Source organism: Neptuniibacter pectenicola (assembly GCF_001597735.1).
In the GTDB taxonomy this organism is placed as follows: domain Bacteria; phylum Pseudomonadota; class Gammaproteobacteria; order Pseudomonadales; family Balneatricaceae; genus Neptuniibacter; species Neptuniibacter pectenicola.
Window position 1 is genome coordinate 91,635 of sequence record NZ_LUTS01000010.1, and the last position, 25,129, is coordinate 116,763.

18 protein-coding genes, 3 tRNA genes and 1 other RNA gene are annotated in these 25,129 nt (G+C 46.4%); 9 read left to right on the forward strand and 13 right to left on the reverse strand.

Annotation, left to right across the window (positions count from 1 at the left end; translation table 11 throughout):
- Positions 1–100: 100 nt before the first annotated feature.
- Positions 101–532 (reverse strand): hypothetical protein, encoded by a 432-nt coding sequence (locus A3773_RS13460; RefSeq protein WP_067986890.1) that lies wholly within the window; start codon positions 530–532, stop codon positions 101–103.
- A 103-nt stretch (positions 533–635) separates the two neighbouring features.
- Here A3773_RS13460 and greB point away from each other — a divergent pair, with 103 nt between their 5' ends.
- Positions 636–1,142, forward strand: a complete 507-nt coding sequence (gene greB, locus A3773_RS13465; RefSeq protein ID WP_067986892.1) for a transcription elongation factor GreB — start codon at positions 636–638, stop codon at positions 1,140–1,142.
- A gap of 20 nt (positions 1,143–1,162) precedes the next feature.
- Here greB and A3773_RS13470 read toward each other — a convergent pair whose 3' ends face one another.
- From A3773_RS13470 to A3773_RS13505, 8 genes are all read right to left on the reverse strand, one after another.
- Positions 1,163–2,098: a sensor domain-containing diguanylate cyclase gene (locus tag A3773_RS13470; RefSeq protein ID WP_067986893.1), complete on the reverse strand. Its 936-nt coding sequence runs from the start codon at positions 2,096–2,098 to the stop codon at positions 1,163–1,165.
- A 245-nt stretch (positions 2,099–2,343) separates the two neighbouring features.
- Positions 2,344–2,467: non-coding RNA, RtT sRNA (locus A3773_RS13475), on the reverse strand.
- Positions 2,468–2,507: 40 nt separating this feature from the next.
- Positions 2,508–2,583: transfer RNA gene (locus A3773_RS13480), tRNA-Lys, on the reverse strand.
- A gap of 11 nt (positions 2,584–2,594) precedes the next feature.
- A tRNA-Asn gene (locus A3773_RS13485) sits at positions 2,595–2,670 on the reverse strand.
- Between the two features lie 17 nt (positions 2,671–2,687).
- A tRNA-Ser gene (locus tag A3773_RS13490) sits at positions 2,688–2,775 on the reverse strand.
- A 273-nt stretch (positions 2,776–3,048) separates the two neighbouring features.
- A complete protein-coding gene (locus A3773_RS13495) occupies positions 3,049–4,698 on the reverse strand; it encodes an electron transfer flavoprotein-ubiquinone oxidoreductase (protein WP_067986956.1) in 1,650 nt (549 codons plus the stop codon).
- Between the two features lie 62 nt (positions 4,699–4,760).
- The gene (locus tag A3773_RS13500; RefSeq protein ID WP_067986895.1) at positions 4,761–6,539 is read right to left on the reverse strand and encodes an acyl-CoA dehydrogenase family protein; all 1,779 of its coding nucleotides are present in this window, start codon (positions 6,537–6,539) and stop codon (positions 4,761–4,763) included.
- A 199-nt stretch (positions 6,540–6,738) separates the two neighbouring features.
- Positions 6,739–7,800, reverse strand: a complete 1,062-nt coding sequence (locus tag A3773_RS13505) for an AraC family transcriptional regulator (RefSeq protein ID WP_067986957.1) — start codon at positions 7,798–7,800, stop codon at positions 6,739–6,741.
- Positions 7,801–8,081: 281 nt separating this feature from the next.
- Between A3773_RS13505 and A3773_RS13510 the strand changes: the two genes are divergently transcribed.
- The 3 genes from A3773_RS13510 to A3773_RS13520 all read left to right on the forward strand — a co-directional run bounded on the left by A3773_RS13510 (position 8,082) and on the right by A3773_RS13520 (position 12,280).
- Positions 8,082–9,911 (forward strand): DUF1302 domain-containing protein, encoded by a 1,830-nt coding sequence (locus tag A3773_RS13510; RefSeq protein ID WP_067986896.1) that lies wholly within the window; start codon positions 8,082–8,084, stop codon positions 9,909–9,911.
- 29 nt (positions 9,912–9,940) lie between these two features.
- Positions 9,941–11,284, forward strand: coding sequence for a DUF1329 domain-containing protein (locus A3773_RS13515; RefSeq protein ID WP_067986959.1), 1,344 nt, complete (start codon positions 9,941–9,943; stop codon positions 11,282–11,284).
- Positions 11,285–11,443: 159 nt separating this feature from the next.
- Positions 11,444–12,280: a CvfB family protein gene (locus A3773_RS13520; protein WP_067986961.1), complete on the forward strand. Its 837-nt coding sequence runs from the start codon at positions 11,444–11,446 to the stop codon at positions 12,278–12,280.
- A 51-nt stretch (positions 12,281–12,331) separates the two neighbouring features.
- Here A3773_RS13520 and A3773_RS13525 read toward each other — a convergent pair whose 3' ends face one another.
- Both A3773_RS13525 and A3773_RS13530 read right to left on the reverse strand, forming a co-directional pair.
- The gene (locus tag A3773_RS13525; RefSeq protein ID WP_067986899.1) at positions 12,332–13,072 is read right to left on the reverse strand and encodes a glutathione peroxidase; all 741 of its coding nucleotides are present in this window, start codon (positions 13,070–13,072) and stop codon (positions 12,332–12,334) included.
- A 148-nt stretch (positions 13,073–13,220) separates the two neighbouring features.
- Positions 13,221–15,395, reverse strand: coding sequence for a putative bifunctional diguanylate cyclase/phosphodiesterase (locus A3773_RS13530; RefSeq protein ID WP_197462787.1), 2,175 nt, complete (start codon positions 15,393–15,395; stop codon positions 13,221–13,223).
- A 494-nt stretch (positions 15,396–15,889) separates the two neighbouring features.
- On the opposite strand from A3773_RS13530, the gene A3773_RS13535 reads away from it, so the two are divergent.
- The 5 genes from A3773_RS13535 (at position 15,890) to A3773_RS13555 (ending at position 22,092) form a co-directional block, all read left to right on the forward strand.
- The gene (locus tag A3773_RS13535) at positions 15,890–17,185 is read left to right on the forward strand and encodes a paraquat-inducible protein A (RefSeq protein WP_067986903.1); all 1,296 of its coding nucleotides are present in this window, start codon (positions 15,890–15,892) and stop codon (positions 17,183–17,185) included.
- A gap of 51 nt (positions 17,186–17,236) precedes the next feature.
- Positions 17,237–18,886: an intermembrane transport protein PqiB gene (gene pqiB / locus A3773_RS13540; protein WP_067986905.1), complete on the forward strand. Its 1,650-nt coding sequence runs from the start codon at positions 17,237–17,239 to the stop codon at positions 18,884–18,886.
- A complete protein-coding gene (locus A3773_RS13545) occupies positions 18,876–19,472 on the forward strand; it encodes a PqiC family protein (protein WP_067986907.1) in 597 nt (198 codons plus the stop codon). Before pqiB ends, A3773_RS13545 begins: the two co-directional genes overlap by 11 nt.
- A gap of 132 nt (positions 19,473–19,604) precedes the next feature.
- A complete protein-coding gene (locus tag A3773_RS13550; RefSeq protein ID WP_067986909.1) occupies positions 19,605–20,132 on the forward strand; it encodes a hypothetical protein in 528 nt (175 codons plus the stop codon).
- A gap of 121 nt (positions 20,133–20,253) precedes the next feature.
- Complete coding sequence (locus A3773_RS13555; protein ID WP_067986912.1) at positions 20,254–22,092, forward strand: HD domain-containing phosphohydrolase; 1,839 nt, start codon at positions 20,254–20,256, stop codon at positions 22,090–22,092.
- Positions 22,093–22,173: 81 nt separating this feature from the next.
- Here the strand turns inward: A3773_RS13555 and A3773_RS13560 are convergent, their stop codons facing one another.
- Both A3773_RS13560 and A3773_RS13565 read right to left on the reverse strand, forming a co-directional pair.
- Positions 22,174–24,198, reverse strand: coding sequence for an NADPH-dependent 2,4-dienoyl-CoA reductase (locus tag A3773_RS13560; RefSeq protein ID WP_067986914.1), 2,025 nt, complete (start codon positions 24,196–24,198; stop codon positions 22,174–22,176).
- Positions 24,199–24,259: 61 nt separating this feature from the next.
- On the reverse strand, positions 24,260–25,105 hold the full coding sequence (locus A3773_RS13565) for a crotonase/enoyl-CoA hydratase family protein (protein ID WP_067986916.1): 846 nt from the start codon (positions 25,103–25,105) through the stop codon (positions 24,260–24,262).
- Positions 25,106–25,129: the final 24 nt, after the last annotated feature.

Genomic DNA, 25,129 nt, shown 5'->3' on the forward strand with positions numbered 1-25,129 from the left:
TCGAAAAAGACAACAGGTAAACGGCAGGGACGCTGAATTAAAAACAACCTAATTCAAACAGAAGGGAGGGTAATAACCACTCAATACAAGAGAAGCGATTTTAAGCCGCAGCGCGGATCTGCTGCTTAGAACGTTCAATTTCACCGATAATTAACTGCCCTGTCGACATCAGCCCGACCTTAGCGTACTCATCGGACGCCTGAGCCTGCTGACGCGGTGTATGGCTATGGCTATAGATATAACCATTAACATAGGCAAAGTCGCCTACGAGGCCCTCGTGTACCGCTAGATTTAATCGTTCAGCAACGTGAGCATCGTATAATTCATTAGGATCAGGGTAGACGCTTTGCGCTTCAGGCAGTTGAAATTCACCAGAACCCACCTGAGGCGCGCTGTCAGGTTTAATCAACGCCTGATTAGAATGAATCAAGCTCATCAACATTGAGAACTGCGCACCACTACCACTCTGAACCGCTTGGCTCAAAGTAGAGGTATAGCCCTCAATTCGGTTAATGATCTGCTCAGTTCGCATACGGCTCGCTAATGAATAAAATAAATACTTGAATGTAGTCCCGTTTTTATCGACCAACGGTTAGAATTCTTTACTATAAAATCACAAAGAATAGGGATAATTCATGGGAAGGTGGCGTCCACCACAGCCTCGCAGCTCGAAATACATTACCGCCGAAGGGTATGCTCGCTTGAATGAGGAGCTTAAATACCTATGGAAAGTGAAACGACCCGAGATAACACAGTCGGTAAAAGAAGCGGCAGCCCAAGGGGACCGTTCAGAAAATGCGGAATATATTTACGGCAAAAAGCAGTTACGTGAAATTGACCGACGCGTTCGTTACTTATCAAAACGATTGGAAGATATGGTCGTGGTCGATCGCGCACCTGATCCATCAAAACAAGACACCGTCTTTTTTGGTGCGTGGGTAACTTTGGTCGATGAAGAAGATAATCAACGCAAACACCGCATTGTTGGCCCTGATGAGATCGATGCCGGTTCCCACTATATCTCGATGGACTCTCCCCTCGCCCGCCTTATTTTAAAGAAACAACTGGGCGATGAAGTCTGCTTTACAAAGCCTGATGGCAGCGAGGTTTTCTATGAAATAATCGCTATAAAATATGAATAAAAGAAGCCTAAAGCCAGCCGTCAGGCTCGTTTATTCTGATACATGCGTTTATCGGCCTCCTCGATCCAGTACGCTAAGGATGCACTCCCATCATCAATCAAAACAGCGCCGATACTAACACTTAATTCTTGGGCAGCCATACTATCAACTAAACGCTGTTGTACATGATCTAGCTGCTCAGCACTATTAGCGGCCACCAGCATAACGAACTCATCACCGGATAAACGCGCGGCAGTATCATTTTCTCTGACCTCCCCCGCCAAAACGTCACCTAAGCGCTTTAAAGCAACATCACCTGCTGAGTGCCCATAGGTGTCATTTATATCCTTAAGACCATTCATATCCATATACAGAAGCCCTAAGGATAGATTCGAACGCCTCGCTAACGTTAAACGCTGCTGTGCCACCGCATAAAACCCTCTGCGGTTATAAAGCTTAGTCAGCTCATCGGTCATCGCCAGGTTAGAGATAACTTGATACTGAGATAGAATTGCGAGATCCGCCTCAATTAAATCTCTTAACTCTCCCACCAAATCAACATAATCCTTTTGATAATCCGTCGTATTAAAATCCATCACACAAATCGTGCCAAAAGGCTCACCCGTCGGCCATTTAACCGGTAAGCCTAGATACGAACGAAAACCATCTTCACTTACTTCTGGGTTGGTCTCCCAATAGCGGTCACCTCGTGCATCAGCAACATAGAGAGTACCTTGCTGTTCCACCACTTTTTTACAGAACAGATTGGTATCCACCGGAATGATGATGCCTGCCTCATAAGGGTTAGACTCTTGATCACTTGAGATAACAACCTGAAAGCCTTTAGAAGCATATTGAACAATAAAACCTGCAGGCGCATTAAAGACTCGCGCCATCACATCAACGGTCTTCTGCCATTTAGCTAAAGGCAGCAGCCCTTCTCTCTCATCTAATACCCATTGATCAGGTGTAAGCATCTCCATTCCTCAAAAAACAACTAGAACGTCTACTGTGACATGCCAATCGACAAATAGTTTTCATTACTTAACAAGATAAACATACAGTACATAAGTCATAACCGAATGAGACAACACAGGCACTATTCCAAAATAAAAACACCCGATAACGATCAAACGCTAGTATTTAGAGACAGATGCCTAAAAATTTCCGCTGCATTTATTTTAGACATAAAAAAACCAGCGCAGGGCTGGATTCTTATAAGTGGTGGGTCGTACAGGATTACTATTGCCCTTCGGGCCATCGTCGCAGGCTCCGATGTTTTCTTATGACTGCGTCATGCGAATCGAACCTCTAACGGTTCTCATCCTGTACTCGTGTATTTTCTACAGGCATAAAAAAACCAGCGCAGGGCTGGATTCTTATAAGTGGTGGGTCGTACAGGATTCGAACCTGTGACCAATTGGTTAAAAGCCAACTGCTCTACCAGCTGAGCTAACGACCCATCTCTTAAATTGGCTCCCTGAGCTGGACTCGAACCAGCGACCAATAGATTAACAGTCTACTGCTCTACCAACTGAGCTATCAGGGAACTCTAGTTCCAGTAAATGGCGGAGGGATAGGGATTCGAACCCTAGGGCCCTCTCGGACCGCTGGTTTTCAAGACCAGTGCTTTCGACCACTCAGCCATCCCTCCGCAGGAACGGCGCGTATATTATAGGATTGAGTTTTTGTGTCAACCAGTAACGCGACTTTTTACTGAAAAAAGCTGAATTATTATGAAACTATTTTCATAATAAAAATAAGCGGTTAGATAGTGTACAGAAATACACGATAAAGCCGCACAATCAGATCAAATTATAACCACTAGGTCAACATACCGATCTAATTCACTTTGTACCTTCACCCCCTCCATGGGGCAATATTTTTTCTATTATTTTACATTTTTTATAAAAAAACCTTAAAAAAATCACATATTTGGGTAATTAGGCCCACCCGTTCCTTCAGGTACAACCCAACGAATATTTTGCGCAGGGTCTTTAATGTCACATGTTTTACAATGTACGCAGTTTTGGCTGTTAATCTGAAAACGCTTCCCCTCTGCCTCCTCAATCACTTCATATACCCCAGCAGGGCAGTAGCGTTGTGCGGGTTCAGCAAAGCGCTCTAGATTGCTCCCAAGCGGTATAGATGGATCTTTTAACTGTAAGTGACAAGGCTGATCTTCTTCATGGTTAGTATTCGAGAGAAAAACTGAACTCAGTTTATCAAAGCTAAGCACCCCGTCCGGCTTTGGATACGTAATCTGTTCACACGCTGCCGCCGGTTTTAACTGTGCAAAGTCTTCATGATCATCATGCAGCGTCACCGGTAATTTGCCGGAGAAGAGGTTTTGGTCGATAAAATTAAAGGCGCCCCCCAGCAATGAACCGAACTTATGCATCGCCGGTCCAAAGTTCTTAGAACTAAATAACTCATCATATAACCAAGACGCTTTAAACTTATCCGCAAAGCTATTCAGATCTTCCCCACCAGCTGACGAGGACTGCAGCGCGTCAAAGATCGCCTCAGCCGCCAACATGCCAGATTTCATCGCCGTGTGTGTACCTTTGATTTTTGAAAAATTCAACGTACCTGCATTACAACCCGCGACGATACCACCAGGGAAAGTCATCTTAGGCAGCGCATTAAAACCACCTTTAGTGATTGCTCTTGCCCCATAAGAGACACGCTTACCGCCGTCTAAATACTGTTTAAGAACCGGGTGATGCTTCAACTTTTGAAATTCATCAAACGGACTTAAGTAAGGATTTTTATAGTTTAAATCAACAATCAAACCAACAACTACTTGATTGTTTTCGGTATGGTAAAGGAAAAAGCCACCACTGCTCTCGCCTGTTAGCGGCCAACCCGAACCATGCAGTACAAGCCCAGGCTGGTGTTTATCTGGATCAATATCCCATAGCTCTTTAATGCCCAGACCATAATGTTGAGCATCCGATTGAGCAGCAAGATCATATCGTTCGATCAGCTCTTTACCTAAATGCCCCCGACAACCTTCAGAGAAAATAGTGTATTTCGCGTGCAGCTCCATACCCGGCATATAACTATCTTTTTGCTCGCCGGCTGCACTAACGCCCATATCCCCTGTAGCAATTCCTTTAACACTGCCATCCTCGTTATACAGCACCTCTGATGCAGCAAAACCGGGGAAAATTTCAACACCGAGTTGCTCAGCCTGCTCCGCCAACCAACGACAAAGATTCCCTAAACTCACAATGTAGTTACCGTGATTGTGCATCGTTTTAGGCACAAACATATTCGGTACTTTTATGGCAGCAGTGTCGTTTTTCAGCATGAAGATCTGATCTTCAACCACGGGGGTGTTTAAAGGCGCACCCTGCTCTTTCCACTCAGGAAAAAGTTCATCCAGTGCGCGACTTTCAACGACGGCACCCGACAATATATGCGCGCCCACCTCTGACCCTTTTTCAACCACACAGACCGTCAACGCTTGCTCAGTCGCCTGCGCTTGCTGCATCAATTTACACGCAGCCGATAAACCGGCAGGGCCTGCACCGACAATCACCACATCAAATTCCATGGACTCTCTTGCCATAGCATTCATACTATTCACCTCAATTCTTTTCAGGTATTAAGCGCGCCACTCACTATCGCCACTTAAAACTGTCCTTCGCTCATAGCCATGATCGTATCACCACCGGAGTGCATCGCCGCTAACAGCGCGCCTACCCGAGGCAACATCTGCTCAGCAAAGAAACGGGCTGAAATGATTTTAGCGTTAAGGAACTCAAGATCAGCCCCCTCGTTAGCAAGATCCCGCTGGGCAATAGCCGCAGACTTCGTCAGCAACCAGCCACCACAAAGGTAGCCCATCAACATCATATAGCTCACACTCGCACTGCCTGCGGCTGACGCATCTTGCGCGGCTTGAGCCAATACCCACTGCTTAGCATCCTCGGCATGCTCAACCGCCGCTTGCGTGGCGGTAACAATATCTTGTAGTTCGGGCGCGGATATAGCGCCCAGATCATCGCGCATCTCAGATAAAAGATCGCTAACCGCAACGCCACCATCCACCAGCGTTTTGCGACCAATCAGATCCAGCGCTTGTATACCCGTGGTTCCTTCATAGATCGTCAGAATACGGGCGTCGCGGTAATATTGAGCAACACCGGTCTCCTCGATAAACCCCATGCCACCATGAATCTGCACCGCTAGATAGGTCAATTCCTGAGACAACTCTGTGACCCATCCTTTGACTATAGGTGTTAACAGATCATTTCGCTTTTGATGCTTTAACTGGGCCGTTTCATCGGCCGCGTTGTTTACGTAGTCACTCTCCGCCCGTGCTACATACACTAATGCACGCATCGCTTGGATCGACGACTTCATCTGCAAGAGCATTCGGCGAACATCAGGATGCTGAATAATGCTAATACGTGAACCATCCCGTAGCGTCCCTTGGATTCGCTCTTTAGCATAGGCTAATGCATGCTGATAGGCGCGTTCAGAGATCGCCAACCCCTGCAAACCAACCCCCTGTCTTGCATCGTTCATCATGGTAAACATACAGGCTAAACCCTGGTTTTCCTTACCAACCAGATAACCGATAGCACCGCCGTTATCACCAAAACTCATCACGCAGGTTGGGCTACCATGAATACCTAACTTATGTTCAAGAGAAACCGCATAAGCATCGTTGCGCTGCGCCGTTGGGTTACCCTGCTCATCAAGTAGGTATTTAGGGACCACAAATAGCGAAATACCTTTAACCCCCGCAGGTGCATCAGGCAGTCGGGCCAGTACCAGATGAACAATATTGTCCGTCATCTGATGATCACCCCACGTAATAAAGATTTTTTGCCCACTGATACGGTAATGACCACCTTCAGGAACCGCCTTGGATTTAAGCGCGGCAAGATCCGTACCCGCATCAGGCTCCGTTAAGTTCATGGTTCCTGTCCATTCACCACTAATCAACTTAGGAAGATAGTGCTGTTTAAGCTGGTCATTACCATGGGTTTCGATCGCTTCAATAGCCCCCTGTGTTAACAAAGGACAAAGAGACCAAGCAAGATTCGCTGACTGCCAGATCTCATTCACTGCAACCGCTAAAACATTCGGCAAGCCTTGCCCGCCAAACTCAGGATTGCCCGCTAGCGAGGGCCAGCCACTGTCACAGAACTGTTGGTAAGCATTTGAAAAACCGGGTGTTTCAATAACATTGTTATTTTCGATAGTGGCGCCTAACCGATCACCAGTAACGTTTAACGGCGCTAACTGCTCACTACCCAACTTAGACGCTTCATCAAGCACCGCCTCCGCTAAGCCTTCAGCAAATTCATCAAGCCCCGCTTGATGACAGATCTGCTCAAGACCCACCAGCTGATTGAGGACAAAAACACCTTCTTGATAGGGATAACGATAATCGCTCATTGTTCTTCCTGCTCCGTTCTGTAACCGAGCTATCAAACCTAGGTTACATTTTATTATTCTTAAGGAACCATATTCACATTGGGAAATGCTATTAACATGATCTAACTAGCGCGTTAAACCAGCAATAACATTTAATACCTCATTTAATAACAATAACGGTCAAAACGAACAAAGCCTTGGATTCCAAGATGCCACAGCCCTATTCAGAAGCACCCAACTGCTGACAATATGTATCGCTACGCCGATATTCACCCGGCGTCAAACCGGTCCATTTTTTAAACGAACGGAAAAAAGCAGAGGGCTCATCAAACCCCATTAATCCAGCAACATCATTGATCGACAACTGGGGGGAGTTCATATAATTAAGCGCTGCCATTTTGCGGCTTTCATCTTTGATTTTTTGGTAGGATGTATTTTCATCTAACAGGCGACGACGCAAGGTAGATACCGACATGTGCAGGCGGTAAGCCACCTCCTCCGCACTGGGCAGTTCTTGGCTAAAATCTTTCCCGATTAATGCGACGACTTGCGATTTTAAGCTCGCTTCATCATCCACCATAACAATCAATTGGTAAGGTGCAGTTTTGAGGAAGCTACGCAGTGTTTTAGGGGTCTGCACTATAGGAAAATCGAGATAGCGTGCAGGAAAAACGATCGCATTATCATGCTGATCAAACTTAACCTCAGACTGAAACAGCGTTTTATACTGCGCCACATCATCCGGTTCAGAAAAGGAAAAATAAGCCGCTTTTAACTCTAGGCGTTTACCGATCAACCAGCATAAAAAATGATGCCACATGGAAAGAGAGGTACGAATTCGGCCTGGATTTTCATCGGCCAACAGCTCATCCATCGACGCCTCAGATGCATCAGTGGTCGTAAAAGAGACTTTTGCATAACGCCCCTTACGCACCAAAAATGGCTTAACCTGAGTACCACGACACACTTCATGAAAATCACTGGCGCGATAGATCGCTTTTTCCAAGGTTGAGCAGTGAATCAGGCAGTGACACATCATCCGAAAGGTGCCATTAGGCACCTTTCCACCACTTAACATGCCAAAGTATTCGTCTTGGGCGATGTAGTAGATACGCTGATATAACAGACCAAACTTATCCGCTGGAAATTCGGTTTGACTACCAATTTCCGATGGATTAATACCTACCTGGGTCAATAGCTGATCAACACTAAAGCCCTGCTCTTGAACCAGTTGTAGAAGATGCCGTACATAGCCTGCCGGCACAGTAATTTTACGCTCCATAATTTCGATACCTACATCAATCTTAGTTAACATGAAACGCATTTCCCATCTATATTGTTTACCTGAAACATCATTTTTATCAACCTAAAAGAACAATTTTGTTAATAAATATGGAGTCAATTGTTATTGAGACTCAGGCGGCAGCCGTGGATTATGTGTAGGGTTCCTTACTCTAACTTGCGGCTAAAGCACCCGAAAAAAGGCGCTTTATTAAAAAGTCGACTATCTTAGAGGTAACACTAATTAGCGCTTTAAAAAAATAACAACGCTAGGTGAACGAAATGGCAATAAGAAACAGGATTTTGCATTGCAGCAAAAACCAACATCAGGTGTTTACACACCAACTACTTCCCTTATTGATAGGTTCTGTCGTATCTATTAATCAGGCACACGCACTCGAATTTAATCTTGGCGAGATAGAAGGCCGCTTTGATTCACAAGTTTCTGTCGGCGCCAGCTGGCGAATGGATGAGCCGTCCTCAGCCCTGATCGCACCCGCCAACGGCGGCACCAGCAAAGGCGGAGGCAGCTATGACGATGCGACCCAGAACTTCAAGAAGGGAGAAACGTTCTCCCAAATCGTCAAAGGCATACACGACCTTGAACTAAGCTATGAAAATGTCGGTTTCTTTGCCCGCGCTAAATATTGGTACGATTTAGAGCTGGAAAACGGTGCGCGTCCACATGGTCATGCCGCTAACGGCTACACCCCTGATACCGAATTAAACGACGCAGATTTTAATGATTTCGCTAAATTTTCTGGATTTGAGCTACTTGATGCATACTGGTACGGCTCATTTGAGGTTGCCCAAAAACCGCTTGATGTTCGCTTAGGCCGACAGGTCGTCAACTGGGGCGAAAGCACCTTCATTCAAGGGGGGCTAAATGCCATCAACCCTTTTGATGTCAATGCGTTTAGACGTGCAGGGGCAGAAGTAAAAGAAGGCCTACTCCCCGTCAATATGGCATTTGCCTCATTAGGTGTTACAGACAATTTAAGCGTTGAAGGTTTCTACCAGCTCACATGGGAGCCTACGGCCATTGATGGTTGCGGCACCTACTTTTCAACCAATGATTTTGTTGGCGAAGGTTGTGACGGTATTCGTATAGGTAGTGGCGCTCTAGGCACACTAGATGACCAGACTTACTTCAACAATCCCGCGGCTTTAGGCGGACAAGACCCTGTCGTTTACAGAAATGCCGATGGTCGACGTGAAGCGGATGATGATGGTCAGTTTGGTATCGCTTTCCGCTACTTTGCCGAAGAGCTAAATAACACCGAGTTTGGCCTCTATGCTGCGCAATACCACAGCCGTCTTCCCATCACGAGTGGTGTGTATGACGTAGGCGCCTTTTTTGGCGGCCTGCCAGCCACCTTGGGTTCATCCTATTATGTTGAATACCCGGAAGACATTAAAATGCTCGGTTTGAGCTTTAGCACTAATGTCGGTGATATCGCATGGTCCGGTGAGATCAGCCACAAAAAAGACGTACCGATGCAAATCAACGGAACCTCGTTGATCGCGGGCATCCTAACCGCAGGTGCTACAGGTAATGCCGCGCTAGATAACTATATCAAAACGGCAACCGGTAATGGCGCTTCATTTGACAGTGAAGTAGACGGTTATCAAACCTTTGATGTGTCACAATTCCAAACCAGCTTAATTAGCTTCCATGACCGTGTACTCGGCGCAAGCCGCTTAACCCTCATTGGTGAATTCGGTTGGACCCACGTCCACAGCCTAGATGAAAGTGCTAATGCACTAAAATATGGGCGTCATGGCTCTTATGGCTACACGGCTGGGGATAACGACGGTTTCGTAACTCAAGACTCATATGGTTATGTTGTCAGGGCTAATTTAAACTACCCTAATGCGTTTGCCGGTGTAAATTTAACACCTGAAATTAGCTTCAAGCATGGTTTAGAGGGTTATGGTCCTCAACCGGGCGCGGGCTTCAATGAAGATGAAAAAACATTAGGCCTAAGCTTAACGGCGGATTACCTAAACAGATACTCAGTCCAGCTTTCATATACTGATTACTATGGCGGCGACTTCAACTCGATTGAAGACCGAGACTTTCTTTCACTCAGCGCATCCGTTTCTTTCTAAGAAACGTTGATTAGATGGAGATATCATCAATGCTAAAGACTAAAAGACTGCTGCTGAGCACTGCCCTTATTTTGGCGTCATCTGCAGCCTATTCAGCAACAACCGCTGAAGAAGCCGCAAAACTCGGCGATACATTAACCCCTATAGGTGCAGAAAAAGCGGGCAATGCATCCGGCACAATTCCCGCATGGGATGGTGGTTTAGCAACCTCAGACAACCGTTACGCTAATCCGTTTGCAGGTGAGCAGCCTCTATTTACTATCACCGCTGCTAATGCTGACCAATATAAAGACCATTTAACACCAGGTCAGCTCGCCATGTTAGCGCGCTATAAAGATACGTTCTCAATCCCGGTGTACCCAAGCCACAGAACAGCGGCACTTCCCGAACATATCTACAACGCAGCGAAAGCGAATGCCACATCAACCACCTTAACGGATGGTGGCAACGGCTTAAAAGACTTTACCACGGCGATCCCTTTCCCGATTCCTGTCGATGGACTTGAAGTCATTTGGAACCACATGACGCGCTACAGAGGCGGAGCCTTAGAACGTACGTTTGTGCAGGTACCTGTGCAAGCAAACGGGAACTACACTGCGGTTAAAATAAACGAAAAAATGTCATGGCCCAGCTCCCTTGAGGGAGGTGCTGACCCACAAAAAGACGAGAACATTCTGTTTTACTTTGTACAAGAAGTTAAAGCACCCTCTCGTCTAACCGGGAACGTGCTTTTGGTACATGAAACGATGAACCAGATCACCCAGCCTCGCCAAGCGTGGACCTACAATGCGGGTCAGCGCAGGGTTCGTAGAGCGCCCCAAATCGCTTATGACGCGCCAGGTACTGCCAGTGATGGCCAACGTACTACGGATAATTTAGACCTATTCAATGGTGCGCCTGACCGTTACAACTGGAACTTAGTGGGTAAACAGGAAGTTTATATTCCTTACAATAGCTTCAAACTCGCTGACAGGGGGCTAAAATATGAGGATATATTGAAGCCGGGCCACATGAACCCTGAGCACACACGTTACGAACTACACCGTGTATGGAAAGTGGAGGCCACACTAAAAGAGGGCGAACGTCACATTTATGCTAAACGTACCTTCTATATAGATGAAGACAGCTGGCAGATTGCGATTGTGGACCATTATGATGGTCGTGGTGAGCTTTGGCGTGTAGCGGAAGCCCATCAGTTCCAGTACCGCGATGCGAATGTACCTTGGTTGGTTGCGGAAACATTATATGACCTGCAATCCGGCCGCTACCTTGTTGGTAGCTTAACAAATGAAGAAGGGGAAGGCTTCGACTTTACGAAACGCTTCAGCCATAAGCAATTTACACCGCAAGCGATTAGACGCTTAGGGAAGTAATTCAACGCTTAACACCCTCTTATTTGATATATCTAGCGCCTCCTCAACCTTTTGAGGAGGCTTTTTTATAAAAAGGCTTTTCTAATTCAGCATGGACTAGGATAATAGAGTATTAGCAATGCATGCTGTTACAACTCACCTACTCCGGAAATGAAAGCCATGGCCGAAATCGGCAAATACAACACCCTTGAAGTTATAAAAGAACGAGATTTCGGCGTTTATCTGGATGCCGGGGATCTGGGTGAGATACTCCTACCTAAACGTTACTGTGCTGATGACCTCAGTGTCGGTGATCACCTGCGGGTCTTCATCTATCTTGATACGGATGATTACCTGATCGCAACGACCGAAACACCATCAGCGATTATTGGCGAATTTGCCATGCTAAAAGTGTCTGAAGTAAACGACACCGGTGCTTTTTTAGATTGGGGCTTACCTAAAGAAGTGTTGCTACCTTATAGCGAACAAAAAAACCGCCCTGTTGAAGTCGATAAACGCTACCTTGTGCGCTTGTATTTAGACAAACACACGAACCGTATCGTCGCCTCCACCAAAATTGATAAGTTTCTGGATAAAACACCGCCTAACTACAAAACCGGTGAAGAGGTTCAATTGGTCGTTGCCAACCGGACCGATCTGGGACAGAAGGTTATTGTGAACCATGAGCACTGGGGGATGATTTTCCGCAGCGATGTACTCAAAACACTTTATCCCGGCCAAAAATTTAAAGGCTACATTAAAGAAGTACGCGCGGATGGGAAAATCAATGTATCTATGCAGAAACCCGGCTACGGGAAAGTCATCGATACGACCGATAAAATTTTAGAGATGATGGCTGAACAGGAAGGTTTTATCACCGTTCACGACAAATCATCACCTGAGATTATCTTTCAACATTTTGGCATCAGCAAAAAAGCGTTTAAAAAAGCGGTGGGGTCTTTATTAAAGCAAGATAAGATCACCGTAGAATCCGGCGGGCTGCGCCTTAAAGATTAAAATAAAAAACGCACTTAATTAAGTGCGTTTTTTTTCATGCATATAAAGATCTTACCCTTGCGTGGCAACCCACGCTTCAAGCTCATCCGCACTACCGATCAACGCCCCATCGATAAAGATTTGCGGCGTCGTACCACGTCCAGATACCGCTTGTAGCGAACTAAAGCTAACACCTTGGGTGCCTAATACAATCTCTTCATACTTGTAGCCTTTATCCGTCAGCACTTTTTTCGCGCGGGTACAATGTCCACAGCCCGGCTTACTAATAATAGTGACACGTTTTGGCTGCTCTGCTTGAGGATTAATATACTCAAGCATTGTATCGCCATCAGATACTTGGAAAGGGTCGCCTGGTAGATCGGGCTCGATAAACATCTTCTCGATAACCCCATCTTTTACCAGCATAGAGTAGCGCCATGAGCGTTTTCCAAACCCTATATCACTTTTATCAACCAGCATGCCCATGGCTTCACTAAATTCGCCATTACCATCAGGAATGAAAGTGATCTTTTCAGCTTTTTGATCTTCAGCCCACGCATTCATCACAAAGGTATCATTAACAGACAAACAGATAATCTCATCAACGCCGTTGTCAGCAAAAATAGGGGCTAACTCGTTATATCTTGGCAAATGGGTACTCGAACATGTAGGTGTAAACGCCCCCGGTAATGCAAATAAGATAACGGTTTTCCCTTTGAACAACTGATCGCTTGTCACATCAACCCAATCATTGCCTTGGCGAGTGTGGAACACAACCTGTGGTACCGTTTGACCTTCTTTCGTTTGTAACATTGATGAATTCCTCATAATAAATAATGGCAGTTACGCGCTCTGGCGTTGATAGGGTTACTATAACCACACCCCACCAATTAAAGAAATTGAATAAAACAAGACATGTGATAAATTTAAACTATAGCAAAGAGTATGTCCGATCTAAGACTCAATAGGAACGATAAAACGCGATGAAGTCATCAAGCGGCAAAGGCTTACTAAGGTAAAACCCTTGAATAAAGTCACAACCGCGCTGCTCCAACATGGCCAGTTGCTCTTTCGTCTCTACCCCTTCAGCGATCACCTGAATCCCCAGTGTTTGCCCCATCTTAATAATCACTTCAACCAGTGTACGGTCTTGTTCATCATCTAAGATATCGGTCACAAAACTCCGGTCTATCTTCAAAAAATCCACTGGGTAATGGCGAAGATAGTTGATCGCTGAATAACCGGTACCAAAATCATCAATCGAAAACGCGATACCTTTATCACGTAATTGATTAATTTTATCCAGCTGATTACCCCCGCTATCCATTAACAAGGATTCGGTAATCTCAAAGACCAATTTGTGATGATCAATTTCATATTGATCAATAATATGCAGCCAGCGCTCTACCGTATCTTTAGGAAAAAACTCAGCAACTGAGCGGTTAACCGCGATTTGCACATCGACTCCTTTAACCGTCAGAAGGTCCGACAAGTAACAGGCTTCCTCTAATATCCAATCCCCTAAAGCGCGAATCACACCGGTTTGCTCGGCGATGGGGATAAAATCAATCGGCGAGACAATGCCCCGCTCAGGATGAATCCATCGAATAAGCGCTTCGCATTTCGATATTTTATTACTTGTTAAGGTCATTATCGGTTGCAGGTAAAGCTCAAATTCACCTTTACGAATCCCCTCAAGGATCTCATTATGCACCTGTACATGCCGCTTAACTTCTTGGCTAAGTTCATCATTAAAGAAATAGATTCTATTTTTACCGGCGCGCTTAGCCTCATACATTGCCCTATCGGCATTTTGTAAGAGGACATCCATAGAGCGACCATCTTGAGGGTAAATAGCGATACCCAGACTATGCGTCACCGACAGGTACTGACCATCAATAAGATAGGGCTCACCCAGTTCAAGCTGAAGTTTTTCGGCCAGCAGCTCGGCTTGGGTAGCCGACTCAATATCATTCAGCACCACAACAAACTCATCACCGGCCAAGCGTGCGACCAGATCATCCGAACGAATAATACGGCTCATTCGCTGGGAGAATAACTTTAAAAGTTCATCCCCTACATGATGACCCCAGTTATCATTGACCTCTTTAAAGTAATCCAGATCGACAAAGAAAAGCGCAAAAATTTTGCCATAACGCTGATGCTCGTTTATCACTTTTTTAAATTGCAGCGTAAAATGATAACGGTTAGATAACCCCGTTAGACCATCGTAACTCGCACGATAGTTGGCCGTATCGATTGCAACTAACTTCTCTCGGTAATTAGACACAATAAGGTAAGTGGCCATGGCGGTGACTAAACTCACCAGCAGCGCAACAAACCAGAAGTAAGCAACTTGCTGATTACTGACGTACCACCCCCCTTTCACACTGGCTGCTAGCTGCCAGCGCCCCGTCGGTAAAAAAACATCAACAATAACGGGGTCATGATCAAAGGTAGAGGCGTAACCAAAAAAGACCTCACCTTCACGCCCTGTGCCATCTTTTCCGCGCACCGCAATATCTAATCCCCACAACGTTTCCTCAAGACCTGCATTTTCAAACAGATCTTTATCATCAATAACGCCAGAGATAAGCCCCCATAACACATCACGATTTTCACCGATATAAACCGGCACACGAGCAATCAACGCACTCCCACCCTGCACAAGCGGTATCGGCCCAGTTAAAATAATTTGCTTCGTATTAATAGATTCCTGAACGGTGGAAAATTGCGTTTCGACATCACGATAATCAAGCCCTAACGCCGATTCATTGCCTTCGAGGGGGTAAATATTGCTAATAATAAGGTCGGGCGCCAAGGCGATATGACTAATACTCAATTGGGTCTGTAGGTATTCATCCACTAATCTTGCAAATTCAGCTTGTGTTATATCAGCGTTAATCGCAATTTCAGCCTTTAACCCTCGCAACACAACAAGGTGTGAATTGATGGCACCCTCAAGGCGAGCCCCTAAGGTAAGAAGATTAATAAACGCTTGGTGTTTATGGTTGTCACGAATTCGATCAAATTCATGATTAACAAAAAAGGTCGCTATCAGTAACACGATCAAAAACATACAGACAGACAATGTTAATGAACGCTGGATAAAAAACTGTATAGCCTGCCGAAACATGTTTATAAATAACGCTCCAAAATCAATACGATTGCATGGTTTGATACACATTACTCAAATGTGTTCATACCTATATTAGTCGCCCCGCTCCCTACGTCAAAATAAGTCTTAAAAATAACCTGTCTGCACTGTCCATGCTTCACCGCCATAATAGCGTATTTTCAAGGCTTTAGTAGGCTGAATCATGCTCTTCAGCACTATTAAACAAACAAACAAACAATCACTCAATAACTATGTCAGGTCGAGGCTTATCATCAATAATGACACCGCTGTATCAACCTGAAGTACCTCTTTTAAACACAGATAGCAATGAACCCTTATAAGGTAAAGTAACCCGCTTTAATGCCGGCTTAACACACCTAGCCTGAACCTTTGATAATTTCCTAGCGGGATTAAAATTAATATATAATCCTTAGTGCCATGTGAGCCTACTATCGACATACCTCACACAACCTATTTAGCACAAAGGTCACAGACGATGTCCATTGAGAATCATGTCTTCTGAAAATGTAGCCTGCCACTGCTGCGACCTAATCGTTGAGGTATCAACGCTGAAACCGGGGTGCAAGGCCCACTGTCCACGGTGTGGTCATCTATTATCGTCCCAAACGTCAAATGCCATTGATAAAGCCACCGCATTTGCCGCCAGCGCACTTCTTTTCCTACTTTTATCCCTCCCCTTCCCCTTTATGGCATTTCAATCCCAAGGGCGGGAGCAGCAGGTTTCATTACTAGACAGCGGTTATGATCTACTTATTTTAGGCTTTCCCCTGCTCGCTCTGCTGCTAAGCGTGTTTATTTTGATCATCCCAACCCTGCTACTCTGTGCATACCTCGTCATCTTGCTTCCTTTGCGTAAAGGGCAAGTCTACCCTTGGAGTTATACACTGACCCGTTTGATATTCAGCCTTCACCCTTGGGCCATGGCCGAAGTGTTTCTCATTGGCGTCTTAGTCAGTTTAGTAAAAATCTCAGGGATGGCCGATTTAGTTATTGGCATGTCATTTTGGGCCTATGTACTTTTTGCACTCTGCCTCATCGCCACTATCACCTGTATAGACCGATTACAGCTTTGGCACAGCCTCGACCAAGCGGCATCTATTCAAAGAACCCCACCGGCACATCGCTATGGTGGCGCCATGCAGCAGCAACTACAAAGTTGTCACTGCTGTGGTTTAATACATGATCTTAACGCCCATTCTTGCCAGCGCTGCTCAAGCCCGTTACACCCAAGAACCCCATTCAGTTTACAAAAAACATGGGCCTTTTTAATCACCGGCGCTCTGCTCTATATCCCTGCTAACCTTTACCCCATTATGCACACCCGCTTACTCGGTGCAGACGAACCTAGCACCATTTTGGGCGGGGTCGTTTTATTATGGCAACACGGCTCTTACCCCATTGCCCTGATTGTCTTTATTGCCAGTATTTTAATACCCATTGTTAAAATGCTAGCCCTATTTTGGCTCGCATTTAGCGTAGAAGCGGGTCATCAGAACCGCGTTAATGAACGTATATGGATGTATAGAATGACCGAACTGATTGGTCGCTGGTCCATGATTGATGTTTTTGTTGTAGCGGTGTTAGTCGCACTGGTACAACTTGGTGGGCTTGCCAGTATTCAACCGGGACTCGCCGCAACGGCCTTTGCAGGGGTTGTAATTCTCACCATGCTATCGGCTTTAAGCTTTGACCCACGCTTAATATGGGATAACCTGAACCAACGGGAGTTAAACAGCATCAAAAGTGGGCAAGCCCCCTTAAATGACCTACTCGATGAAATTAACTAAGTTCTCTATGTTCACTCATCAGATACCTAGCCAACAAGATAACTGAAACTTATGACAGCAACAGAGCATTCTTCAGCACAACCGTTGATAAGCGCTAAGCGTTCGGTCTCCAGCATCTGGTTACTACCCTTTATTGCGTTATTTATCGGCGGTTGGATGGTTTATAACGACTGGGCCCATCGTGGTCAACTTGTCACTGTCAGCTTTATTACAGCCGATGGGATTGAAGCTGGAAAAACAAAAATTAAAATCCGTAATGTAGAAGTAGGCAAAGTAGAATCGGTCAAACTTAATTACCCCGATAATAATGTCCTCGTACAAGTAAGAATCGAGCCTGAAGCGGAAGCACTTCTGCTTAAAGATACAAAATTCTGGGTGGTCAGACCCCGTGTAGGGGCAGGCGGTGTGAGTGGTTTAGGCACATTACTCTCGGGTGCTTACATCGAAATGACCCCAGGCGATAAGGGCAAACAACCAAAACAATATATTGGTTTAGAAGAGCCGCCCGTCACCTCTACAACAGAACCGGGCTTACGCTTAGAGCTTATCAGTGATAATGCTCACTCCTTAAGTGTTGGTGATACCGTACTTTACCGCGGTTTTCCCGTTGGCCGTATTGAGCGGGTCAACTTTGATGCCGACGCCAAAGAAGCCATTTATGGGATCTTTATCCAAGCACCTTATGACCAGTTAGTCAGCTCCGATAGCCGCTTTTGGAATATGAGCGGTATTAACCTTAACCTCTCCGCCAATGGTATTAATGTTCAAACCGGCACCTTTGATACCCTGTTTAGTGGCGGCATTACCTTTGACCTTCTCGAAGGTGAGCAGCAAGGAAGGAGCGCTAAAGATGGTGATCGCTTTCGACTTTATGCCGATTTTAACAGTGTAAAAGAACGCCCTTATGCCTACTACAACGAGTATTTGCTCCTATTTGACCAATCGGTACGTGGGCTCGTAGCCGGTGCTCCGGTGGAGTTTCGCGGTGTGCGCGTAGGTACCGTGGAAAACATCTCTTTCCAGATCGCCCATTTATCTGAAATCACCGATTCGCGCATCCCCGTGGTCATTAGACTCGAACCGGGACGCTTAGGTTATAAAGATGAAGAGCGCGTACTGGCCGATGTTCACGCCAAACTCAGCAATTGGGTGGAACGGGGCATGCGCGCCAGCCTAAAATCGGGCAACCTCGTAACAGGTAGCCTCTATGTCGACTTAGACCTCTACCCCGATGCGCCAAAACAAGCACTGACAAACGTAGATGATTATTCGGTTATTCCAACGGCGTCCGGTGGTTTTGTACAGTTAGAAAACAAGTTGATCGCCGTGTTAAGTAAGATAGAGCAACTCAAAGTCGAACCGGTTCTAGACCAGTTAGCCAGCACGCTTAATTCCAGTGAAAAAACGATCACTCAACTGGACAACACCCTAAAACAGATTGAAGGCTTAGTTAACAACAAAGATACAGCCGCCCTGCCTGAAGAGCTGAAAGCCACTTTAAAAGAGATACGCTTGGCCGCTCAGGGGCTCACGCCTGACAGTCGTTTATATTTAGAGATGAACAACTCACTACAAACGCTGCAACAAACCTTAAAACAGCTACAACCGGTGATAAAAACCTTAGATGAAAAGCCGAACGCACTTATATTTGATGCTGAAAAAGGCCCAGACCTTATTCCAGGAGGGAAAAATGCCAACTAACATTTTTATCGCCTTAGCCGCCTCGCTGATACTCTTAAGCGGTTGTGCCCAACAAGCCAGCCGCAACGATAACCAATTTTATCTACTCAGTAGCGACAGTGCCGCAGTTCAAAAAACAAATACAGCCCACGTTATCGGTTTGCGACCCGTGACCGTCGCCGCCTACCTTAATAATGCGGGCATCGCATTACAAACAACAGAAAGCCAGATCAAAATTGCTAACCACCATCTATGGGCCGAACAACCTAACCTTGCCATTACCCGGGTCCTACATGGCGAGTTAAACAGACAGCTCAACGACAGCCGAGTCGATAATGGCCAGTTTGGACGCAGCCCTGACTGGCAATACACCCTTTCGACCCATGTGGATCAATTTCATGGAACCGAAGATGGCTTAGCCGTGTTCAGTGGTTACTGGCAACTAGAGTCAAAAGATAACGTTCTATTAAGCGCCCGTTTCAACCTATCATCACCCTTAGAAAAACCGGGTTACAGCGCATTGGTCGCACAGCTACGTGAACTGCTATCTCAACTCGCAGAAGCGCAAGCCTTACACATTTCGGCGCAACTGACAGACTCAAGATAAAGCCACCCAGCTAAAATCATAGGCAGCCGAACTTAACAGGGTTAAAGTGGTCTATACTGGTTAGAAGTTCTGTGTCAGTTAAAGCGCTATGCTTACAGTGTATGATTTTTAATAATTTTATTGGTTTGTTTTATGGATAATACTATCGCTGCGTTCGGTTTAGCGGCTACATCATCGACATCAAGAAGCAGTGCCGATACGGCCAACAACACTTCGCCTACGGATGCGTTACTAGCGTCACCGTCTAACGGTGCCGTCGAACGTAACCGTGATCTACCGGCCACAAGCCAAGTTTCAGAGATCAATAATCCCTCAGACGTTGGCACCAATCGCAGCTCGCGCGCAGAAGAACGGCCCGACCCCGCGACGCAGCAGAAACAGATCGAATCATACCTTGCAGAACAAACCGGCGAAGCAGCAGAGTCCTTCCAAGGGATCGATATCCAAACAGCACTCGATCTACAAGAAAGCTTCCGTAACCGCCCAGCACCAGATGAACAGGCCACCGCTTCAGCCGTACAACAAAATGCTGAACAAACGGCCGATGCGAACGAGCAGCAGTCACAGGAACTACAGCAACGCTTACAAAGCCGACTGGCCGAGCAGATTCCAAACGATCCGGGGACTGAGTTTCCTCAACTAATCGAAACTGTCGCATAGACTCTGCGGTAAAGCATAAGAACTGGTTTAATCTGACGCGTAGTCGATAAGCATGAAACTTTCGGCGCCCAATCGGCTCTAAGCGTTACTTAGCCGCCCTACCTTCTTTAGGAAACACTTGATGAAAATAGCGCCATCCTCTATTTATCATACCCTTCGTTTTCAAATAACCGCTGTTATTATCTTATTAATCAGCGTGTTAGTGATAAATACTCTCTTTTCATTTTATAGTGAAAGTCAGCGCCGCCATGACTATAACGCGCTACAAAGCTCCGGTAGCACACAGCAGCTATTCAGCTCCCTTATTAGCCGCAGCACTCAATACGCCAGCGCCGCACCCAGAGATTGGGACACCTACTTCCGCGATCTGGGCATGTATGGGGAAGATTTAAATAACATCATCTTAAAACTAGACACCACCCTATTAGCCCTCAACGATCTGCCGGATATCCAACAGCAGTGGCAAATCTACTCCCAAGAAATACACAAGGTTCGAGGGGACCTAGCAGAGCCTAAATTAGAGTCCGTTGCACAGTGGGTCGTCGCCCATCAAGCGGAACTAGAAGCCCTATCTCAACAGATAGATACACGTATTAAAACGATGCTTGAGCAGCAGCTAGAAAAACAGCGGCTGATCAATATCGCACTGCTTGCCCTCTCTTTACTGGTGGGTTTATCTGCCCTTTTTGCACTTAATCGATTTTTTAGTCGCCCCCTACAAAGCATACTGGCGCGCCTACAACACTTAGCCCAAGGCAAAACTTCTTCAGATGACGCCATCACAAGCCGCAATGAGATGGGTACGATCTATTCCGCTATAGACGAGCTCGCACTCAACCTTGATACCACCTTCAACCTGACACGTAGCGTTAACCAAGCAACCAGTGTTGATAGCGCCCTATGCTTTGTTTATCGAGAGTATCAACAACGCCTGCCAATCGATGCCTTGTGTTTAATCCGTGATAGTAACGATACCCAGTCTTTACTGCTTGAAAGGGTTCACAGTGACCAGCAACTCAGGCTACAAGAAAATAGCCGGCACTCTAAACTCCGTTGTGAACTGTGCAGTATGATTGAGCTGTCTGAACCTCTTCTATGGCAGGAGGATACCGACTGGAACGGAAAACATTCAGCCCTCGCTACTTATCTACATGACGCCGGTATTAACTCTGCGCTATTTTTCCCGTTTAATAATCAAAGCGGCTCCGTGCTACTCTTTGCCAGCACTCAACCCTCGGCATTTAATGAAAAACACCTTCAACTACTAAAAAATGCAGGGGGACAGCTACAGCACGCGTTTGAAAAAACAGAATTAGTTGAAAGCCTTGTCATATCAGCCGTTAGCGGTTTATCAAAACTGGCTGAAAGTCGCGACCCTGAGACCGGTGATCATCTCGCCCGAATGTCTCAATACTCTATGATTCTCGCCGAAGAGCTTAGCCACGACAGCCTTTACCAAGACCAGATCGATAACCGCTATATCCGCGATATACTCCGTTTCTCCCCGATGCATGACATTGGAAAAGTAGGGATCGCCGACAGTATTCTGCTTAAACCCGGTCGATTAACCGGTGAAGAGCGCCACGATATGGAGTTCCACCCCGCCATTGGCGGAGAGGTTTTAAAGCGCTGCGAAGAACAACTTAACGCCAGTGGACATAGTATGTTCACCACTGGTATCGAAATTGCTGAAGGGCACCATGAAAAGTGGGATGGCAGCGGTTATCCACATGGCTGGAAAGGGAAAGAGATTCCCCTCTCTGCGCGCATTGTTGCCGTTGCGGATGTATTTGATGCCCTCACGTCAAAGCGCCCTTACAAAGAAGCGTGGCCGGTAGAAAAAGCGCTTAAACTCTTTGATGAAGAATCGGGCAAACACTTTGATCCTGAGGTCATCAACGCCTTTCATCGCGCACTGCCTAAAATGCTTGAGGTGTATGAGCGTCTAAAACACGTCTAAACACCCCTCGATCAACACCTACAACAGTCAACAGCCGCACATAGATAAAAGCCACAGAGACAACTCTCTGTGGCTTTACGCTCAAATATCCGCCGCTAATCGAGTACCTTGATCAATCGCCCTTTTCGCATCCAGTTCAGACGCCACATCGGCGCCACCAATCAAATGAACAGGCAACATGTTAATCTGATCAACAAGCTCACGACAGGGTTCCTGACCGGCACAGATGATCACATTATCAACCGCTAACGTTTTCGCCTCACCATCAACTAACATATGTAGTCCAGCATCGTCGATCTTCAGGTATTCACACTTATTCAACATATGAACCCCTTTCTTTGCAAGATCAGCGCGATGGATCCAACCGGTTGTTTTACCTAGCTTAGCGCCCACTTTAGATTTCTTACGCTGCAAGAGATAAACCTCTCTAGCGGCAGGTTCAAACGCTGGAGTCATATTTTCTACCCCACCCCGTGCCGCCATGTTCATATCAACACCCCACTCTTGCATGAAGGTTTTTATGTTCAAGCTAGAGGATTCCCCTTGGTGTATCAGGTATTCAGAAATATCAAAGCCTATGCCTCCAGCCCCTATAACGGCCACGGTATTACCAACACTGGCACCCGACATCACATCAAGATACGTCAGTACTTTGGGGTGGTCGATCCCTTCAATATCCGGCGTCCGAGGGGAGATCCCCGTTGCCAGCACGACCTCATCAAAGCCTTGTTCTTCCAGCATCTCACCCCGTACAAAAGTGTTAAGTTTTAATTCAACCCCTGTCAGCTCAACCTGTTTAGAGAAGTACCTTAAGGTTTCGTAAAACTCCTCTTTACCCGGAATCCGTTTGGCGATATTAAACTGCCCACCCACTTCAGATGCGCCATCAAACAACGTGACCTTATGACCTCGTTTAGCCGCCGTAGTGGAGAATGCTAACCCCGCTGGCCCTGCGCCCACCACCGCTATTTTTTTACTGTGGGTCGCCGGTGCGATCAACAGTTCAGTCTCATGACACGCCCGTGGGTTGACTAAGCAACTGGTTAACTTGCCAGCAAACACATGATCTAAACAGGCTTGGTTACAACCAATACAGGTGTTGATCTCATCCGCTTTATTTTGTTCAGCTTTTTGCACAAACTCAGGATCTGCCAAAAATGGGCGCGCCATAGACACCATATCAGCATCACCACGGGCTAAAACCGATTCAGCCACCTCTGGCATATTGATACGGTTTGACGTAATAACCGGCACACTTAGCGCCTCGCGTACTTTAGCGGACGCCCAAGTAAAGGCAGCGCGCGGTACTTTGGTCGCGATGGTTGGAATACGCGCCTCATGCCAACCGATGCCTGTATTAATAATGGTGGCACCGGCTTGTTCGACGGCTTTACCTAACTGCACAATCTCATCAAAACTACTCCCGCCCTCAACAAGGTCTAACATCGACAACCGATAGATAATAATAAATTCACGCCCCACCGCTTCACGGGCACGTCGAATAATCTCTAGCGGAAAACGGATTCTATTTTCATAATCACCGCCCCATCCATCCTCACGCTTGTTCGTTCGGTTCACAATAAATTGGTTAAGTAGATAACCTTCGGAACCCATAATTTCAACGCCATCATAGCCCGCTTGCTGGGCGAGGGTAGCGCAGCGAACAAAATCGCAAATCTGTTGCTCAATCTCATCCTCCGTTAATGCTTTCGGCGGAAAAGGATTAATCGGCGCTTGTATCGCTGACGGCGCAACTGGTTGAGGGTTATAGGCATAACGCCCCGTATGTAAAATCTGCATACAAATTTTACTGCCCGCCTCATGAACCGCCTCTGTGACTATTTTATGCTGCTCAACGTCTTCACCGTTGGTCATTTGCGCTGCGTGCCCATGTACAGCCCCCTCTTTATTCGGGCCAATACCTCCGGTCACAATCAGCGCAACCCCACCTTTTGCACGTTCCGCATAGAAGGCCGCCATCCGCTGAAAACCATTCGGGGCCTCTTCTAGCCCTAGATGCATAGACCCCATTAATATTCTATTTTTTAAGGTCGTAAACCCTAAATCTAACGGCTGAAACAGGTGGGGATAGTGGGTATTACTCATGGCTAAACTCTCATCAATTTGGTTTATTATTTTAGGCTTATGGTCGTGCGGCCGAGGGTGATTATGGTTTCTGTAAAGGCGGTACGATTTTTCTTAACGGTTCAAACTTGGCTGGCTGACCCGACATTTTGGCGCTGAAGGTTTGCATCATATCCACAGGCTGAAACATACCGGCTTGCCAGGTCGCCATGTAACTTAAACTATCCGCCACACTATGATCGCGGGCATAGTTAATCATCTGCTTACACCCGGTAACCGCTAACGGTGAGCGAAGAGCAATATCCTCAGCAATCTGCTGTACCCCCTCAAGCATCGCCGCTCCATCAGGGTAGGTTCGATTCACTAAACCTGAGTGTTGTGCTTCATACGCATCCATCTTCCTTCCAGTGTAGGCGAGTTCTCTCGCAAGGCCCGAAGGGATTAAGTGGGGTAAACGCTGCAAGGTGCCTAAATCAGCGGTCATACCTAGCTCAGTTTCTTTAATGGTAAAAAATGCGTCATCCGTGCAGTAGCGCATATCGGCCGCACAAACTAAGTCCAGTGCACCGCCGATACAGCCCCCTTGGATAGCACAGAGTACGGGTATACGTATCGTCTCCAGCTGTGAAAAGCACTGCTGTAATTGCATGACTAAACGCCGCATAGCTTCCGCTCTACGGCCCGCCTCGCCGCTAAACATTTGTGGGTCTGGCTGGGTAAAAATCTCAAGATCCATTCCCGCCGAAAAGTGTTTACCTAGAGACGAGATAATCAACACACGCGCTTCGCCCTCCACATCGAGCACCTGTAACGCCTGAGGAAACTCCGCCCAGAAAGCACGATTCATTGAATTGTGAGCATCGGGCCGATTTAGCTGTAAGTGCGCTATATGATTTTCAACCGTCAAGGTAAACGTTTCGTAACTCATAGATCATCCATTTTTACTGGGTTA

Bases quoted from the DNA above. Each gene is read 5' to 3' on its own strand.
- A3773_RS13460 (WP_067986890.1), bottom strand. From the start codon at position 532: ATGCGAACTGAGCAGATCATTAACCGAATTGAGGGCTATACCTCTACT.
- greB (WP_067986892.1), top strand. From the start codon at position 636: ATGGGAAGGTGGCGTCCACCACAGCCTCGCAGCTCGAAATACATTACC.
- A3773_RS13470 (WP_067986893.1), bottom strand. From the start codon at position 2,098: ATGCTTACACCTGATCAATGGGTATTAGATGAGAGAGAAGGGCTGCTG.
- A3773_RS13495 (WP_067986956.1), bottom strand. From the start codon at position 4,698: ATGGCAAGAGAGTCCATGGAATTTGATGTGGTGATTGTCGGTGCAGGC.
- A3773_RS13500 (WP_067986895.1), bottom strand. From the start codon at position 6,539: ATGAGCGATTATCGTTATCCCTATCAAGAAGGTGTTTTTGTCCTCAAT.
- A3773_RS13505 (WP_067986957.1), bottom strand. From the start codon at position 7,800: ATGGAGCGTAAAATTACTGTGCCGGCAGGCTATGTACGGCATCTTCTA.
- A3773_RS13510 (WP_067986896.1), top strand. From the start codon at position 8,082: ATGGCAATAAGAAACAGGATTTTGCATTGCAGCAAAAACCAACATCAG.
- A3773_RS13515 (WP_067986959.1), top strand. From the start codon at position 9,941: ATGCTAAAGACTAAAAGACTGCTGCTGAGCACTGCCCTTATTTTGGCG.
- A3773_RS13520 (WP_067986961.1), top strand. From the start codon at position 11,444: ATGGCCGAAATCGGCAAATACAACACCCTTGAAGTTATAAAAGAACGA.
- A3773_RS13525 (WP_067986899.1), bottom strand. From the start codon at position 13,072: ATGTTACAAACGAAAGAAGGTCAAACGGTACCACAGGTTGTGTTCCAC.
- A3773_RS13530 (WP_197462787.1), bottom strand. From the start codon at position 15,395: ATGTTTCGGCAGGCTATACAGTTTTTTATCCAGCGTTCATTAACATTG.
- A3773_RS13535 (WP_067986903.1), top strand. From the start codon at position 15,890: ATGTCTTCTGAAAATGTAGCCTGCCACTGCTGCGACCTAATCGTTGAG.
- pqiB (WP_067986905.1), top strand. From the start codon at position 17,237: ATGACAGCAACAGAGCATTCTTCAGCACAACCGTTGATAAGCGCTAAG.
- A3773_RS13545 (WP_067986907.1), top strand. From the start codon at position 18,876: ATGCCAACTAACATTTTTATCGCCTTAGCCGCCTCGCTGATACTCTTA.
- A3773_RS13550 (WP_067986909.1), top strand. From the start codon at position 19,605: ATGGATAATACTATCGCTGCGTTCGGTTTAGCGGCTACATCATCGACA.
- A3773_RS13555 (WP_067986912.1), top strand. From the start codon at position 20,254: ATGAAAATAGCGCCATCCTCTATTTATCATACCCTTCGTTTTCAAATA.
- A3773_RS13560 (WP_067986914.1), bottom strand. From the start codon at position 24,198: ATGAGTAATACCCACTATCCCCACCTGTTTCAGCCGTTAGATTTAGGG.
- A3773_RS13565 (WP_067986916.1), bottom strand. From the start codon at position 25,105: ATGAGTTACGAAACGTTTACCTTGACGGTTGAAAATCATATAGCGCAC.